16 protein-coding genes are annotated in these 17,669 nt (G+C 34.2%); 14 read left to right on the top strand and 2 right to left on the bottom strand.

Going from position 1 to position 17,669, the window contains the following annotated elements; all coding sequences use genetic code 11:
• Positions 1–119: 119 nt before the first annotated feature.
• From D1J36_RS09035 to ggt, 11 genes are all read left to right on the top strand, one after another.
• Positions 120–1,535: an anthranilate synthase component I family protein gene (locus tag D1J36_RS09035; protein ID WP_154136844.1), complete on the top strand. Its 1,416-nt coding sequence runs from the start codon at positions 120–122 to the stop codon at positions 1,533–1,535.
• A gap of 17 nt (positions 1,536–1,552) precedes the next feature.
• Entirely contained in the window at positions 1,553–2,122 is a 570-nt protein-coding gene (locus D1J36_RS09030; RefSeq protein ID WP_154136843.1) for an anthranilate synthase component II, read from the top strand.
• Positions 2,123–2,148: 26 nt separating this feature from the next.
• Positions 2,149–3,135 (top strand): anthranilate phosphoribosyltransferase, encoded by a 987-nt coding sequence (trpD, locus tag D1J36_RS09025; RefSeq protein WP_154136842.1) that lies wholly within the window; start codon positions 2,149–2,151, stop codon positions 3,133–3,135.
• On the top strand, positions 3,135–3,713 hold the full coding sequence (locus tag D1J36_RS09020) for a DNA-3-methyladenine glycosylase I (RefSeq protein ID WP_154136841.1): 579 nt from the start codon (positions 3,135–3,137) through the stop codon (positions 3,711–3,713). The genes trpD and D1J36_RS09020 overlap by 1 nt, the downstream gene beginning before the upstream one ends.
• Positions 3,714–4,490, top strand: a complete 777-nt coding sequence (gene trpC, locus D1J36_RS09015; RefSeq protein ID WP_154136840.1) for an indole-3-glycerol phosphate synthase TrpC — start codon at positions 3,714–3,716, stop codon at positions 4,488–4,490.
• Between the two features lie 4 nt (positions 4,491–4,494).
• Positions 4,495–5,133, top strand: coding sequence for a phosphoribosylanthranilate isomerase (locus tag D1J36_RS09010; protein ID WP_154136839.1), 639 nt, complete (start codon positions 4,495–4,497; stop codon positions 5,131–5,133).
• 12 nt (positions 5,134–5,145) lie between these two features.
• The gene (gene trpB, locus D1J36_RS09005; protein ID WP_154136838.1) at positions 5,146–6,330 is read left to right on the top strand and encodes a tryptophan synthase subunit beta; all 1,185 of its coding nucleotides are present in this window, start codon (positions 5,146–5,148) and stop codon (positions 6,328–6,330) included.
• Between the two features lie 3 nt (positions 6,331–6,333).
• On the top strand, positions 6,334–6,633 hold the full coding sequence (locus D1J36_RS09000; RefSeq protein WP_154136837.1) for a hypothetical protein: 300 nt from the start codon (positions 6,334–6,336) through the stop codon (positions 6,631–6,633).
• 10 nt (positions 6,634–6,643) lie between these two features.
• A complete protein-coding gene (trpA, locus tag D1J36_RS08995; RefSeq protein ID WP_154136836.1) occupies positions 6,644–7,378 on the top strand; it encodes a tryptophan synthase subunit alpha in 735 nt (244 codons plus the stop codon).
• Between the two features lie 168 nt (positions 7,379–7,546).
• The gene (locus tag D1J36_RS08990) at positions 7,547–8,227 is read left to right on the top strand and encodes a DUF6624 domain-containing protein (RefSeq protein ID WP_154136835.1); all 681 of its coding nucleotides are present in this window, start codon (positions 7,547–7,549) and stop codon (positions 8,225–8,227) included.
• Between the two features lie 153 nt (positions 8,228–8,380).
• Complete coding sequence (gene ggt, locus D1J36_RS08985; protein WP_154136834.1) at positions 8,381–10,069, top strand: gamma-glutamyltransferase; 1,689 nt, start codon at positions 8,381–8,383, stop codon at positions 10,067–10,069.
• Between the two features lie 102 nt (positions 10,070–10,171).
• Here the strand turns inward: ggt and D1J36_RS08980 are convergent, their stop codons facing one another.
• Positions 10,172–10,867 (bottom strand): RsmE family RNA methyltransferase, encoded by a 696-nt coding sequence (locus D1J36_RS08980; protein ID WP_154136833.1) that lies wholly within the window; start codon positions 10,865–10,867, stop codon positions 10,172–10,174.
• A gap of 11 nt (positions 10,868–10,878) precedes the next feature.
• Entirely contained in the window at positions 10,879–11,904 is a 1,026-nt protein-coding gene (tsaD, locus tag D1J36_RS08975) for a tRNA (adenosine(37)-N6)-threonylcarbamoyltransferase complex transferase subunit TsaD (protein WP_154136832.1), read from the bottom strand.
• A 4-nt stretch (positions 11,905–11,908) separates the two neighbouring features.
• On the opposite strand from tsaD, the gene D1J36_RS08970 reads away from it, so the two are divergent.
• The 3 genes from D1J36_RS08970 to D1J36_RS08960 all read left to right on the top strand — a co-directional run bounded on the left by D1J36_RS08970 (position 11,909) and on the right by D1J36_RS08960 (position 17,663).
• On the top strand, positions 11,909–16,624 hold the full coding sequence (locus D1J36_RS08970; RefSeq protein WP_154136831.1) for a translocation/assembly module TamB domain-containing protein: 4,716 nt from the start codon (positions 11,909–11,911) through the stop codon (positions 16,622–16,624).
• A gap of 130 nt (positions 16,625–16,754) precedes the next feature.
• Entirely contained in the window at positions 16,755–17,225 is a 471-nt protein-coding gene (locus D1J36_RS08965) for an Lrp/AsnC family transcriptional regulator (protein WP_064970791.1), read from the top strand.
• A gap of 60 nt (positions 17,226–17,285) precedes the next feature.
• The gene (locus D1J36_RS08960; protein WP_154136830.1) at positions 17,286–17,663 is read left to right on the top strand and encodes a hypothetical protein; all 378 of its coding nucleotides are present in this window, start codon (positions 17,286–17,288) and stop codon (positions 17,661–17,663) included.
• Positions 17,664–17,669 lie beyond the last annotated feature (6 nt).

Genomic DNA, 17,669 nt, shown 5'->3' with positions numbered 1-17,669 from the left:
TCTGAACTTCTATCGTATTTAGCTTTTTTGGTAAGAAAACAAATTTAAGGATAGTATAAACAATAAAGACTTCTGCGGATTATCGTAGGAGTTTTTTTATTTTAAATTGAATTTTAAAAATGGTTAGAATTAAAACAGAGTCCAAAGTTCTTATGGGAGATTTACACACACCTATGGGAACTTATCTGAAACTTCGCGATGTATTTAGGGATACTATTCTTTTGGAAAGTACAGAACATAATTCGGATAATGGAAGTTACTCTTTTATAGGAGTAAATGCGATTGCTGGTATAGAGGTTAATAATTATGAAAATTATGAAATTAAATTTCCCAACCAGCCACCCCAAAAATTAAACTTTCAAGAGGGTGTCCTCCTAACAGATGTTCTCCAAGGGTTTGCGGAAAATTTCAAATGTGAAGAAGTGGAAAGTGCTATTGATAAAATGGCTCAGGGCTTTTTTGGCTATACAAGTTATGAAGCTATTCCTTTTTTTGAGTCTATTAAGTTTAAACCTCAAAGCAAAGAAACGGAAATTCCAATTCTTAGATATAGATTTTATCAGTACATCATTGCTTTTAATCATACCAATGATGAAATGAGAATTATAGAGAATAAGATAGAGGGGTTAAATTCAGAAATATCTTATTTGGAAGATATTATCAATCATAAATCTGTAGCAGTATATCCGTTTGAAAGCATGGAACAAGAAACCTCTAATCTTGAAGATGCAGAATATCTAGAAATGGTAAAACAGGCTCAAAAACACGCTTTTAGAGGAGATACTTTCCAAATGGTACTTAGCCGTAGATTTCAGCAAAAATACAGAGGAGATGAGTTCCAAGTGTATAGAGCTTTAAGAAATATCAATCCTTCACCATATCTATTTTTCTTCGATTATGGAGATTATAAACTAATGGGTTCTAGCCCTGAAAGTCAGTTGATTATCAAAAATAAAAAAGCCATTATTCACCCTATCGCGGGTACTTTTAAGAGAACAGGAAATATTCAGGAAGATTTAGCATCGACAGAAGACTTGAAAGCCGACCCAAAAGAAAATGCAGAACATACGATGTTGGTAGATTTGGCACGAAATGACCTTAGTAAATTGGGAAAAAATGTTAGTGTTTCTAAACTAAAGGAAATCCAGTTTTTTTCATCAGTGATACATATGGTAAGCGAAGTAACAGCCGAATTAAGCGACAATATCAATCCATACGAAATGATAGCGACTACCTTTCCACAGGGCACATTGAGTGGTGCTCCTAAATACAAGGCTATGGAACTTATTGATTTGTACGAACTTACTTCGAGAGGATATTATGGAGGTTGTATCGGTTTTGTAGGTTTCGATGGGACTTGCAACCAAGCGATTATGATTAGAACTTTTTTAGCCAAGAATAATCATCTTTATTATCAGGCAGGAGCGGGAGTTGTAGCAAAATCTTCTCCAGAAAGCGAACTACAAGAGGTTAATAACAAACTAAATGCACTGAAAAAAGCCATTAAAAAAGCAGAAACTCTAAATAGAGCTTAAAATTTAAAGACAAGAAAATGAAAATATTAGTATTTGATAATTACGATAGTTTTACCTATAATTTAGTTCAAATGATAGAGCAAATTACAGGTAATGAGGTAGATGTTTTTAGAAATGATAAAATTCCGTTAGAAGATATAGAGCAATATGATAAAATAATATTGTCCCCAGGACCTGGTGTTCCCAGCGAGGCAGGACGATTGTTAGATGTGATTAAAACTTATGCACCTACCAAATCTATTTTGGGAGTTTGTCTTGGGCAACAAGCTATTGCAGAGGCTTTTGGAGGAAGTTTAGTTAATTTAGATAAAATTTATCATGGTGTGGCTACACAAGCCGAAATTATAAGGCCAGATGCCCTTCTGTTTCAAAATATGCCGAAAAATATAGAAATAGGCAGGTATCATTCTTGGGCTGTAAATCTTGAGGATTTTCCTTCTGAATTAGAAATAACGGCCGTTGATGAGGAAGGTATGATTATGGCTCTTCAACACAAAACTTACGATGTACACGCCGTTCAGTTTCATCCTGAGAGTATTTTAACCCCTTTAGGGAGAACGATTTTAAGTAACTTTCTAAATGCTTAGTAGGAGCTATTTGTAAAAAATAAATTATGAAACAAATATTAAACTATCTATTTAATCATCAGACGCTTAGTAAATCGGAGGCGAAGTCTATTATGATAGAATTGGCTCAAAATAAATTTAATGAGACCGAAGCCACTGCGTTTATAAGTGTTTTTATGATGAGAGCCATCACTTTAGATGAGTTGATGGGGTTTAGAGAAGCCCTGCTCAATCTGGCTACTCCGGTAGATTTAGGAACTCGAGACTTAGTGGATATTGTAGGCACAGGAGGCGATGGCAAAAATACCTTTAACATTTCTACCTTAGCTTCTTTTATCGTTGCAGGAGCTGGACAAAAAGTGGCGAAACATGGTAATTATGGGGTTTCTTCGGTAAGTGGTTCGTCTAATGTGTTGGAACTTTTAGGATACCAATTTAAAAATAATTCAAAGGGATTAAAATCAGATTTAGAAAAAGGGAATATCTGTTTTCTTCACGCGCCGTTGTTTCATCCCGCTTTAAAATCGGTAGCACCACTTAGAAAAGCGTTGGGACTTAGGACTTTCTTCAATTTATTAGGACCTTTAGTTAATCCTGTTCAGCCCAAATACAGTATGATAGGCGTTTACAATTTAGAGATAGCAAGGCTTTATCAATATCTATTACAAAGGGAAAATGCCGAATTTATGCTTGTCCACGCCTTAGATGGCTATGATGAAATCAGCCTTACTCAAGACACCAAAGTTTTTGATAAAAACGGAGAGTACATTTATTCCGCCGAAGAATTAGGGTTTAAAAATATTTCAGAAGCCCAAATTTACGGTGGCGAGACAAAAGAGGAAGCCGCAGCTATATTCCTTAATATATTAGACGGCAAAGGCACTCCAGAACAAAACGCCGTCGTTTTAGCCAATGCAGCAATGGCACTTTATAATACTCAAAATTATGGTAATTATCAAAACTGTTTTGAGTTAGCGAAGAAAAGTCTATTGGAAGGAAAAGCTAAAGATTGTCTAAATAAAATAACCGCTTAATGGAACTAAAAAACAAAGAAAGATGCGGCTGGGTAACCAATGATGAAATTTACATCAATTACCACGATACAGAATGGGGCGAGCCTGTTTTTGAAGATAAAAAACTCTTTGAAATGCTTTTGTTAGAAGGGTTTCAGGCAGGATTGAGTTGGATAACTATTTTGAAAAAAAGAGAAAATTTTAGACAAGCCTTTGATAATTTTAACTATACCAAAATCGCCACTTACAACCAAACTAAACTCGAAGAACTACTCTGCAATACAGAGATTATCCGCAACAGATTAAAGATAGAATCTTCGGTTAAAAACGCTAAGGCTTTTATAAAAGTTAGAGAAGAGTTTGGCACTTTTTCCCAGTATATATGGCGTTTTGTGGAACATCAGCCAATTAGAAATGAGTTTAAAAACCTATTGGAAGTACCCGCCTCCACACCGCTATCGGATAAAATATCCAAAGACTTAAAAAAGCGAGGGTTTAAATTCGTAGGGACTACCATTATTTATGCCTTTATGCAAGCCATCGGTATGGTAAACGACCATGTGCAAACTTGTTACAAACACCCTAAAAACCTAAATTAAATGACCATTTTAGACAAAATAGTAGATTGTAAACTAGACGAAATTCAGCAAGCCAAAAAGCAGACGCCATTAGAAAAACTCAAGGACACTCCGTTTTTCCATCAGCCTACACGAGGTTTTATTAAGAATTTAAAATCCAATCCGTATGGAATTATAGCCGAGTTTAAAAGGAAATCACCCTCTAAAAATAACATCAACATAGAGGCTAAAATCCAAGCGATTTTACCGCTATATAAGGAATATGGGGCAGCTTGCGTGTCTGTATTGACGGATACGCCTTTCTTCGGAGGAAGTTTAACCGATTTGGAGGAAGCCAATGTTTACAATATCCCTTTGCTAAGGAAAGACTTTATTGTCGATGATTATCAAATTTATCAAGCTAAAGCCTACGGTGCAGACTGTATTTTACTTATAGCCAATATTTTGTCTAAATCTCAGATTGAAGACCTTACGGATACAGCACACCACTTGGGATTAGATGTCTTATTGGAATTTTATAGCGGTGAAGATTTTGATAAATATTATTCCAAATTAAAAATGGTAGGCATTAACAACCGAAACCTCAATACTTTTGAAGTGGATTACGAACACGCCATTAGAATGCGAAACCAATTGCCTGAAGGGACTTTAAGCGTTGCTGAAAGTGCCATTTATAGTCCTGAAATTTATAAAAAACTAAAAAACAGTGGCTTTGATGCTTTTCTCATGGGAGAATATTTTATGAAGCAAAATAATGTTGGAATGGCTTTACAATCTTTTATTGAAGAAATAAAATAAAAAAATGAAACTTACACCTAAAATAAAAGTTTGTGGACTTACCGATTTTAATCAAATTCGGGAAATTATAGATTTAAAAATAGATTATCTCGGCTTTATATTTTATGAAAAATCGCCAAGATATGTGTTGAATCATTTAGCACCAAAGGAAATTGCTTCGCTAAATCACAAGCAAAAAGTGGGCGTTTTCGTAAATGAAACCACCGAAAAAATAGTGCAAACCGTTACGGAAGCTCAACTTAATTTAGTTCAACTGCACGGCGATGAAACCTCTGATTTTATTAGTGATTTAAAGAGTAAACTCCCACAAGAAACGCAAATTATAAAAGTGATACGGGTGGGAGAAACTATGCCTGACATTTCGGGATTTTCAGAACTATCTGAAATAGACTTTTTACTTTTTGACACGGATAGCAAAGCCTTTGGCGGAACAGGCAAACGATTTGATTGGCAACTATTAAATGAGTTAAACCTTACAAAACCTTATTTTTTAAGCGGTGGTATTTCTAACGAGAACATTGGTAAAATCTCAATTATTAAACAAAAACCAATCGCTTTAGACCTCAATAGTAAGTTTGAAATTTCCGCAGGCAACAAAGATGTGGAGCTTATTAAAAATTTTAAATTAAGTTTGTATCAATAGAAATAGATTAAAATGAATTATCAAAATCCAGATAAAGAAGGGTATTACGGTGAATTTGGCGGTGCTTTTATTGCCGAAATGCTCTACCCTAATGTTAAAGAACTACAAGATAAGTATTTCGAAATCATTTATTCGGAAGATTTTCAAAAGGAGTTTAAAGATTTATTAAAAAACTACGTGGGGCGAGAAACACCATTGTATTTTGCACCCAATTTGAGCCGACAATATGGTACTAAAATTTACCTTAAAAGAGAAGATTTAAACCATACAGGAGCCCACAAAATCAATAATGCTTTGGGACAAGCTCTTTTAGCAAAAAAGTTGGGCAAACAGCGTATCATAGCCGAAACAGGTGCTGGACAGCACGGCGTTGCCACTGCTACGGCGTGTGCTTTGCTCGGTTTGGAGTGTATTGTTTATATGGGCGAAATAGATATTGCCCGACAAGCTCCTAATGTGGCCAGAATGAAAATGTTGGGGGCTAAAGTCGTTCCAGCAACTTCGGGTTCTAAAACTTTAAAAGACGCTGTAAACGAGGCTTTAAGAGATTGGATAAATAATCCTACAACCACCCATTATATTATAGGTAGCGTGGTTGGTCCTCACCCTTTCCCTGATTTGGTGGCAAGGTTTCAATCTGTTATTTCAGAGGAAATTAAGGTACAGTTACAAGAACAGGAAGGTAGAGATTATCCCGACCACCTCATTGCGTGTGTGGGCGGTGGTAGTAATGCCGCAGGGACTTTTTATCATTTTGTGAATAATGAGAAAGTCAATATCATTGCGGCAGAAGCCGGTGGTTTGGGCGTTCATTCCGGAGAAACTGCTGCAACAACGGCTTTGGGGAGCATTGGCGTTTTGCACGGCAGTCAGAGTTTGGTTATTCAGACCAAAGATGGACAAGTGATTGAGCCCTACTCTATTTCTGCGGGGTTGGACTATCCAGGGATTGGACCGATGCACGCCAATCTTTACCAACAAAAACGAGCCGAATTTTTAAGCATCAACGATGATGAAGCTCTAAAATCCGCATTCAATCTGACTAAAACGGAAGGTATTATTCCAGCGTTAGAAAGTGCCCACGCCTTAGCGGTTTTGGATAAAAAGAAGTTTGAAAAAGAAGACATCGTTGTCATCTGCCTAAGCGGTAGAGGCGATAAGGATATGGAAACTTATTTAAAATATCTAAATATTTAATCTATGAAAAGTAATATTATCCATATTGTGGTAAGAATAGTCATTCTAATTTTATCTTGGATTTTAGCCCTTCCTATGGCTTTTTCTTATTTAGATTACACGGCTCCTGACAGGCGTTGTGGCACGGGAGACGCAGGAGTTATTATTTTTCTTATTACTTTGTTTTCATTTCTATGGTTTATTGCAATGATTATAGAAGCTATCATACTAAATAAGAAAAAGAAAATAGTGAAAAGAAATATCAATCTTATTATAATTGGTTGTTTAGCTATACTATTTTTAATTTGTACTCTTTTACCTTAAAATACTCTAAATGAAAAAATTAAATATATACTTTACAGCAGGTATTCCTCAGCTGGAAGATACTGCGGAAATCATTAAAATAATTCAAGAAGCAGGAGCTGATATGATGGAGATTGGTATGCCTTATAGCGACCCTGTTGCCGATGGTGAGGTGATACAACAAGCTCATATTAAAGCCTTAGAAAACGGAATGTCAATAGAGAAACTTTTTGAACAGTTAGCAAAAATTAAAGGAGAAATTCACATTCCAATAATCTTGATGGGCTACATCAATCCTGTGCTTTCTTATGGCTTTGAGAAGTTTTGTCAGAAATGCCAAGAGACAGGCGTTAATGGATTGATTATCCCCGACCTCCCTCCTATTGAATTTGAAAAAAAACACCAAGCTATTCTCAAAAAGTTTAATCTAAACTTTACCTTTCTGGTAACGCCAGAAACATCTGATGAGCGGATTTTGTATTTGGATAGCCTAAGCTCTGGATTTTTGTATGCGGTGAGTTCTTCGTCCACAACAGGCAACCAGTCCAAAACATTGAAAAACGAAGATTACCTTAATCGATTAGCCTCATTACCGCTGAAAAATCCACTAATGATAGGCTTTGGAATTAAAAATAAAACCGACTTTACCACAGTTACCGAACAAGCCGATGGCGGTATTATAGGGACTGCATTTGTGAAAATTCTTTTAGAAGAACCGGATTGGAAAGAAAAAGCTAAACATTTTATACAAAGTATTAAATCTTAGTGTTTTGCTATTTTTGTGTAGCCCAAAGTACAATTACAAAAAACGATGTAGAAATAAATGACTAAACAATGAACTTATACACAAAATATTTAGAAAAATATAATTACAGTTAGTATATATAATTTAAAAAAAGTATTTGCTATTGCACCAAAAATTCCACATACGTATATGAAACGTTTTTCATTAATTTTAACTTTACTATTATTAACTTCTTGTTCTGTAACACAAAAGCAAAAAGAAAATCTTAAAAATGAACTATCTCTAATTTTAAAGTCCGACCAAGAATTAAGAGAACTTTTTACACCTGATTTGAAACCTGAAAGGAAAAGTGAAATCCTAAAATCCTATAATATTTCTGAAGATAAATTTCAAAAATTAGCTTGGAATTTAACCACAAAAAATGATAGCGTAAATTTAATCAAAGTTGAAAAAATAATAAAGAAATACGGCTATCCAGGAAAAAAACTTGTAGGAGAAAAATTAAATACTGCGGCTTGGTATGTAATTCAACATTCAAAACTATCTATAATTGAAAAATATTATCCATTAATGATAAAAGCAAGTGAAAATGGAGATTTAGGAAAACAACATATTGCGATGATGAAAGACAGAATGCTAATGTATCAAGGAAAAGAACAAATTTACGGAACTCAACTGTTTATAGATCCTGAGACTAAAAAAGAAGAGTGGGTAAATTTTATTTGGCCAATTAAAAATCCCGAAAATGTTAATGAGTTAAGAAAGTCAATGAATATAAAAACGTCTATAGAAGATTACGCTAAATCTATGGGAATAGATTATTCTAAAAAATATACATTAGATGAAATAGAAAAACTCACAAAAAAATAAAGGTGTAACAACTAATATAGTTTTTATAAAAGGTAGCCATATTTTATTCCAAAAAAATATTTTACTTCCACTAATTTGTTTAATTTAGCTGCTAGAATCTAACAAAATGATTTGGTAGAATTAAAAAGCTCCCCATAAATATTCAATTAACGTATGAAAAAGATAAAATTTGTAGTATTTACATTATGGTCCGTGGTAATTTCTGCCCAATTTACAGATTATGATATAGTAAAAGAAGTTAAAACTCACAATAAAAGTGTGGTGGTTTCGGCTCACCCTCTTGCCAGTGAAGCAGGTGCTTTAGTATTAAGAAAAGGCGGTAATGCCTTTGATGCTGCCATTGCTACACAGTATGCTTTGGCTGTGGTTTATCCTCAGGCAGGTAACATAGGTGGTGGTGGTTTTTTAGTAGCGGTAAAATCTAACGGAGAAAAAATAGCCATAGACTTTAGAGAAACCGCACCAGCCAAGGCACATAGAGATATGTACTTGGATAAAAAAGGGGTTGCCAGTACAGATTTATCACAAAACGGACGATTGGCGGTAGGAATACCAGGCTCGGTAGCAGGATTCTATGAAACTCTAAAATACGCTTCTCTCCCAATGGAGGTGCTGATACAACCTGCCATAGATTTAGCGGAAAAAGGCTTTGCTATCACGGAAAAAGAAGCCAATCTACTTAATGAATGTCAAAAAGATTTTGTAAAACATAATAAAAACTCCATTGTTTTCGTAAAAGAGCAACCTTGGAAGGCAGGAGATGTATTGGTACAAAAAGACCTAGCAGAAACACTTAAGAGAATACAAAAATTTGGTAAAAAAGGCTTCTACGAAGGTAAAACAGCTCAACTAATAGTTGAAGAAATGAAGAGAGGTAACGGTATTATTAGTTTAGAAGATTTAAAAATTTATCAAGTTAAAAATCGTAAACCTTTAACTTTTGATTACAAAGGACACCAAGTAGTTTCTATGCCCTTACCGTCAAGTGGTGGGATATTGTTAGCTCAGATGTTGAAAATGTCGGCTTATGAAAATCTTGCTCAATATCAATATGCCTCTCCAGAAGCAGTTCAGATTATGGTAGAAGCAGAACGCCGTGCCTATGCAGACAGAGCAGAATATATGGGCGACCCAGATTTTATTGAGGATAAAACGGAAATGCTACTTTCGGATGCCTATCTTAAGAAACGCTGGGCGTCGTTTAATATGTCTAAAGCAACGCCTAGTGCAGAGGTTGGTAAGATAGTTAATCCTAATCAAGAAAGTACCCAAACGACCCATATTTCTATTTTAGATAAAGAAGGAAATGCGGTTTCTGTAACTACGACGCTTAATGGATACTATGGTAGCAAAGTGGTAGTTTCTGGTGCTGGTTTCTTTTTAAATAACGAGATGGACGATTTCTCCATTAAACCTGGAGTTCCTAACTTATTTGGAGCAGTAGGTGGAGAAGCTAACGCTATTAAAGCTGGTAAAAGAATGTTGTCTTCTATGACGCCAAGTATTTTATTAAAAGATAATAAGCCTGTAATGGTGGTAGGAACACCTGGTGGAACTACGATACCTACTTCTGTATTTCAAGCCATTGTAAATGTTGTAGATTTTAAATTAAGTCCAAACTTAGCGATTAACTTGCCGAAGTTCCATCATCAATGGCTACCAGAAAATATCGCAGTTGAAAAAGATTTCTCTAAAGCTACAATAAAATCTTTAGAACAAAAAGGCTACACCTTTAAAGAACGAGGAAGTATTGGTAAAACAGAAATTATTCTGAAGGATAAAAATGGTAATATCACTGCCGTAGCAGATAGCAGAGGCGACGATGCCGTAGCTGTGGAGTAAATTAATTATACTTTAGCTTATATTAACGACTGTCTTAATAAGACAGTCGTTTTTTTTATATGGAAAAATGAATAATTTTCTAAAACTCAATTATAATTTTTTTTATAACATTTTATGATAGTTCCACGCAGCAACGAAGACTCCTGCTGTTTCCGTTCTTAATCTTTGGTTGCCTAATGATATCGCTTGTACACCTTTTTCTAGTAATAATTCTATCTCTGATAGACTAAAATCGCCTTCGGGACCAATTAAAAAACAAACTTTATCAACTAAAGGAATTTCAGATAATGATACTCGCTTAAATGCTTTATCACAATGAGCTACAAAAGTATTTTCGGCAGTTTGAGTTTGCATAAAGCTAGTGAATTTCTGTAAATCATTAACCTTTGGGAAATGATACCTCAAACTTTGTTTAGATGCCGCTATAACTTTTTTCTGAATTTTATCTATATTGAGGTGTTTGCGTTCGGACTTCTCCGTTAATAAAAATGAAATTTCGGAAATTCCCATTTCGGTAGCTTTTTCTACAAAAAACTCTATACGGTCTATATTTTTAGTAGGAGCTATTGCAATATGCAAATAAGGCGAAAATGGAGGCGTCTTCGTTTGGATTTCTAAAATATCTAACTCTACTTTTTTCCCTTCAAGTATGAGGTTGCCTTTTGCCACATTCCCTTTACCATCGGTTACATAAAGCATCTCCCCTTCCTTCATCCTCAAAACCTTTGATATATGATGTTGTTCATCACTATCAATTATTACTTTATCATTTAAAATTTCTCCAAAAAATAATTTCATATCAAAAGGTTTTACTTTGCATTTAACTCATATCTTGCAGTAGCCGTTGTAGAAAGGTTGGCAAACTCTCCCCTTTCGTATTTTAGTTGGGCTACCATTGCTATCATTGCAGCATTATCCGTAGTATATTCAAATTTGGGAATATAGATATTCCAACCTAACTTTTGTTCGTTTTCTCTCATAGCTTGTCTCAACGCAGAGTTAGCCGAAACGCCACCAGCTATCGCTATTTCTTTAATGCCTAAATCACTAGCGGCTTTCTCTAGTTTCGTCATCAATATTTCAATAATATTTTTCTGAACAGATGCACACAAATCGTCTATATTTTCGTCGACAAACTGAGGATTTTTCTTTAATTCTTTTTGTATAAAGTACAACACCGAAGTTTTAATTCCACTAAAAGAATAGTCGTAGCCCTCTAGTTTAGGTTTATTAAATGTAAATGCACTAGGATTTCCATTTTGAGATTTCTTATCTATGATAGGTCCAGCAGGATAATCTAAATCAAATATTTTTCCTATTTTATCAAACGCTTCACCTGCGGCATCATCTATGGTTTTCCCAATAATTTCCATATCAAAATAGTCTTTAACCAAGACAATCATTGTATGCCCACCACTTACTGTAAGACATAAAAAAGGAAACTTGGGCGGATTAGGATTGGCATCTTCTATAAAATGAGCCAAAATATGAGCCTGAAGGTGATTAACCTCTATCAATGGAACTTCTAAACTCATCGCTAAAGACTTCGCAAAGGAAGTCCCTACAAGTAAAGAGCCCAAAAGTCCAGGACCTCTCGTAAAACCTATGGCACAAATCTCATTTTGTTGTATATTTGCTTTTTGTATGGATTGCTCTACCACAGGAATGATATTTTGCTGATGTGCCCTAGAGGCTAACTCTGGCACCACGCCACCATATTCATTATGAATGGCTTGAGTAGCAGCTACATTGGAAAGAATTTTTCTACCAGAAATAATAGCGGCAGAAGTATCATCACAAGAGGATTCTATACCTAAGATAATAGATTGTTTCATAATTATGGCAAATTTAAATAATAATAACGATAACAAAAAAGATAATCCTATTTCTAATAAAATAAATGAGGCGGAACAGCATATAGAAAAGAAAGTACAAGAAACCAAAGAGTTTTTAAAAGATGCTATAGAAAACCCTAAAGAAACCGCCGAAGAATTTGCAAAACAAGCCGCTAAAGATGTTACTAGCTACTCTTGGTGGGCTAAACTTTTACTAGTACTTTTTTGGACGCTCTTATCTTTATTTGCTATTGGATTTATTGCTATTAACCTACCTATTACCAAAAATTGGCTTACCCAAAAGGTGGTAAAGAAACTCAACCAAGATCTTAATACCCAAATCGCTTTTGAAAAAATAGACCTTAATTATTTTGGAGATGTTACACTACATAAAGTAACTGTAAAAGACCATAGAGGCTACCAATTTATTAAAGCTAAAGAATTGTACGCAGATTCGGATTGGTTTTCTATTTTAGCAAATTCTAGACATATCAAGTTCCAATCACTATCTATCAAAAACTTGGATATGAAAGTGATTACCTACAAAGGTGATAGCATTCCTAACTTTATCCGTTTTGTAGAGCTTTTCGACAATGGCAAAAAACCAGACCCAAATAAACCTCCATTTCAACTTAAAACTCGTGTAATTATTGAGGATTCCAAACTTTCCATCGTCAATCAGAATCACCTAGGAGATGAAGGAAAATGGCTAGATGCCGAAAATTTAAACTTGATAATTCCAGAGTTAAAAGTTAAAGGTAAAGAAGTCAATGCTAAAGTAAATCAACTTAGAATGACGACCAAAAGATGGGGCAAAAAGCACTTTTTGGATACTTTCTCTACGGATTTTTCTCTAACCAAAGAGGCTCTTTTCTTAGACGATTTACTCATCAATACTGACCATAGCTTACTACACGGAAGTTTAAAATTTAATCTTAATAATGGTACTTGGGCGGACTTTGGTAACAAAGTAAAATGGGATATGCAACTGAAAAAAGGTAGCCAAATAAGTGGCTATGATATCAGTTACTTTGTGAAAGATTGGGACAACTACAAGCCCATCAGTACCTCAGGAAATATGACTGGCGTACTTAATAACTTTACTCTAAACCAATTTGCCATAGGTGATAATGACTCCAAAATAGTTTCATCATCTATAAAGATTGCCAAAATACTAGATAAAAGTTTCTCCGTAGAAACCAATAGCATCTCTACAGACCTTACTTATAAAGGGCTAAAAAGTTTATTCCCTAGTTTTATTTCAAAAAAAATGGGTAATGTGGCTGATGATTTTGGTAGAATAAAATATAATGGTATGCTAAAAGCCAACCCTGAACAAATTGCTCTTAGAGGAAATTTAATTTCAGGTATTGGACAGGCAAAAATAGACCGTTTTACTCTAAGAGAATATAGTAAAGTTCCTAAGTATAGTGGCTTATTAGAAGTTACTAATCTGAATGTAGCCACCATCACCAAAAATCCACAGATTGGGCTTATTTCTGGTCGATTTGATTTAGATGGAGAAAGCTTTGATATCAATCAAATGAAACTCAGAACTAAGTCTAACATCAGGCGTATAGAGCTGTTAGATAAAACCCTCAATAATTTAGTTTTAGACGGATATCTTAACAAAAAACGCTATGAAGGCATCGTAAACATAAATGATGAAAATGCCCAAGCAAATGTTAAAGGTATTTTTGATTTTAGTACTCCTAGATTATATGTTAATGTAACAGCAGACATCAACCATTTGAACGCCAGCTACTTCTCTGGAAGTTCTGAAAGACAAGTTATAAGTGGATATGTAGATACAGAAGTATCTATGAAGAACATTAACGATATGCAACTAAACGCTCATCTTAGAGATGTTAAAGTTTTATCCAAAGACCAAAAAATAGCTCTTCCAATAGGAGATGTTAAAGCTTATTTTGAGGACGGAAAGAGAATTGTATCCGTAAACGCACCTAATGTAGTAGAAGGTAAAGTTGCAGGAAAATTCAATCTGGGAGACATCGGTGGTATGGTACAAAATAGTATAAGCAAACTACTGGTTACTAATCAGCCTAAACGCCTATATAGAGGACAATATTTAGATTTAGACTTCAAAATTTCACAAGGACTTATCAACTTTTTTGAACCGAATTTGAGAGTAAGTAACATACTCTCTGTATCTGGAAGTTATGACGGCAATAGTAATGATTTACTATTAAATGCAGATACTAGCTATTTAAAATATATCATTGGTAAAAAAGAAACTGAAAAGGTAAACCAAATTTTAGCAGAAACAGATGTTAGGTATAATATAAAATCTCCTGCTAAAAAAGACAGCATTATGATTGATGGATTAGCACTTAAAATAGATACCAAAAGTATAGAAGATAATTTCTCTTTGGAAATGAACCGTGCTGAATACAATAAAAATATCCTTAAAAATGCCAGCATTATAGGCAAAAATCCTGATGGAGAACATCTACATCTTGCCATAAGGTTTTTACATGGCACCGATAAAGATGAGAAGGAAGATGCTATGAAATCTTACGCGGTTAATCTTAATCAAACGACTAATGCAAACGGTGATTATATTATAAGGTTTGAGCCTACCGAGGTTAAACTCAATAGTTTTGTGTGGAATGTAGACACTTCACCAGAGCTCAATCACTCTATTACTTACAGAAAAAAAACAGGATTTATAGACATTGAAAATCTTAAACTCTATTCTGACGAAAGCGAAATTTTGGTCAATGGAACGTACAAGGATAGTAAAAATATCAATGCTAATATTGATGTTAAAAATGTTAACCTCTCTAAAGTATTAGCTTTAAAAGAAGGTAGCTCCGACTTAAATATTAAAGGTAGCGCTAACGGAACTATAAAACTAGCCATCCTCAAAAATAATATAGAACCTATTGTAGATTTAAAAGTAGGTGGTTTCTCTATACATGACAAAAACTTAGGTGATTTACTCATAAATGCAGAAAAAACAGAGCGTCCAAATGTATTTGATATAGATGTTAAAGTGACTTCTTCGGAGATTTTTGGAAATGATAAACTCAGAATATTTGGAAAGGTAGACAATAATACCCCTTCTCCTAGTTTAGACCTCACCGCTGATTTAAATAAATTTGATTTAGCGTTTGTACAAGAGTTTGTGAAAGCTGTATTTAGTAACTTTAGAGGTAATGCCAGTGGGCAACTTAAGATAAATGGTACTGTAGACGACATCAATTATAGTGGAGATATAGCCTTATCTAAATTTGGTTTTAAACTCAATTTCTCAGGTGTAGATTATTACTTTGATGACACTGTTATCCCTTTATCAAAAGGTTTTGCTACCCTCAATAATATTGGAATAAGTGATGGTAGAACTAGTTCTAAAGGTAGTGTTTCTGGAGCTATCCAGTTTGATAATATTGCGTCTATGGGGCTCAACCTCATTATTAGAACGGATAATTTGATGCTTCTTAATACCACTCAAAGAGATTTTGATGTTTTTTGGGGAAGAGTTTACGGTACAGGAGATATATTTGTAGATGGTGCTGTTACAGCTCTTAACATCAATGCTAGAACAAAAGTTTTGAATAACAGTGTATTTACACTTAATAGTAACTCGGCAACTTCGGTAGATGAATTTAAAATGCTTCGTTTTGTAGAGCGAAATGAAGACGGGCAACTCACTGTAGCCAAAAGAGAAAAATCTGGAGCAAATATGAATATAGACTTAGCCCTAGATGTAGATAGAGGCTCTACCGTAAATGTATTAGTAGGAGATGATATAGGAGATATTAGTGTGAGAGGAACTGCAGAAAATCTGAGGTTCAGAATGAACAGAAACGGGCAAATGTCTATGAACGGAACATATATAGTAGATAATGGTACATATGTTTCAAAAGCAATACTAGAACGCTCTTTTCAAATTGCAAAAGCAAGTAGTATTTCTTGGGATAATAATGTGATGAATCCAGCACTCAATATTTCGGCAAACTATTATAGAACTGTAACCAATTTGGGAGAGTATCTTAATACAGGAAAACTTCCTCCTGTAAATGTAATGCTAGAAACTAAAATCACACAATCATTATCTAACCCTGATATTCAGTTTGATATAAAAACACCCGATGTTTCTAGTCAGATTAAAGAAGCCCTTGCCTTTAGAATGAGTAACCCTGATGAAAAAATCATTCAGTTTGGCTCTATTCTAGCACTTAATAATTTTAATGTCACCAACACGGGAGGCTTCACATTTGACGTAGGGAGCACTGTAACCTCTCAAGGGTATGCACTCCTAATGAAACAGCTTGGCTCTGTACTTAATACCATTAGTAATCAGTTTCAAATAGACTTAGACTATATCCGAGGAGACCAAGTCACCAACACTTCTGATAGAGCTTCTGGTAGAATAAGTTTAACTCTTTCTCCTAGAGTTAATATCAAAACTGGTTTGGGAGTTCCTATTTCTAGAAATCAAAATACAGAAGCTAATTTCCTTTCAGGAGAAGGTATCATAGAGTATGATTGGTCTAAAGGTAATGATGGCAGCCGTATCCTGAGAGTTTACTCTAAACCTTCTAACATATCCAATATTGTGGGACAGAACGCAGGAGCTAACCAATCTTGGGGAGGAGGTGTAGTTTATAGTAAGAGCTTTAATCGTTTTTTCACTAAAAAGAAAAAAGACAGTATAAAAGTTAAAGATACCGCTGATAGTATAAAAACTAAATAGCACTGTTAAATTTTTCTCAAAAAAATTAACAAAAAATATCAAAAATTAACAGCCATAGTATTGAAACTTTTTTTGTAGTTTTGTAAAAATTAAACTTAAATTTTGACAATAAAATAAAAACATTAGAACTATGGATTACCGTTTGGACGAAATAGACAAAAGTATTTTAGATTATTTAGTACAAAATACTAGAATGCCTTTTACAGAAATAGCAAAAAATCTTAATGTTTCTGCAGGAACTATACATGTAAGAGTAAAAAAAATGGAAGACGCTGGTATCATACTAGGTTCTTCTCTTAAAATAGATTACGAAAAGCTAGACTATACTTTTACCGCATTTATTGGTATTTTGTTAACTAAATCTAACAGAACTCAAGAGGTTCTTAAACAGTTAGAAGAGATACCTAACATTATAGAAACTAGTGTAGTATCTGGTAAATACAACATTTTCTGTAAAATGAAAGCTAAAAACACAGAAGATGCTAAAAATGTTATCTATAGAATAGATGATATTGAAGATGTTACTAGAACAGAAAGTATGATTTCTATGGAAGAGTATCTAAGTGATAAAAACAGACTAATACAAGCTGTTAAAGCTTAATAACTTATTTTTTTGTATAGAAGCCTTTGTTTTATCAAAGGCTTTTTTTAATTTTACAGAATGGAAGACAGAAACTACTTTAATGATGAGCCTAAAAAAACTAGTAGCTTTTATATAGCTATCGGAATTTTAGCTACATTTACTCTTATGGGGTTAGGTATTGATATAGATGAATTCTCTCAGCACGAAAGTATCAATATACCTACTTGGTATTTTTACCTTATATTCGGAGTAGATTTATTAGCATTAGTTGGGCTTTTCCTTATCGTATTGTTTAGAAAAATAGGTGTCTTTTTATTTCCTTTAGCTGTAATAGCCCATTTTATTCTACATCAGTTTTATCTTTCTACCTTCCTATACACAGATGTTACCAATCTATTTTTATATGTAGGATTAGGTCTATTGATGATTATCCCTAAGTGGCAATATTTTAAATAATCCATC

Source organism: Riemerella anatipestifer, assembly GCF_009670965.2.
Classification (GTDB): Bacteria; Bacteroidota; Bacteroidia; order Flavobacteriales; family Weeksellaceae; genus Riemerella; species Riemerella anatipestifer_B.
Note: the sequence above shows the minus strand (reverse complement) of the source record. Positions and strands in the feature narration are given on the sequence as shown.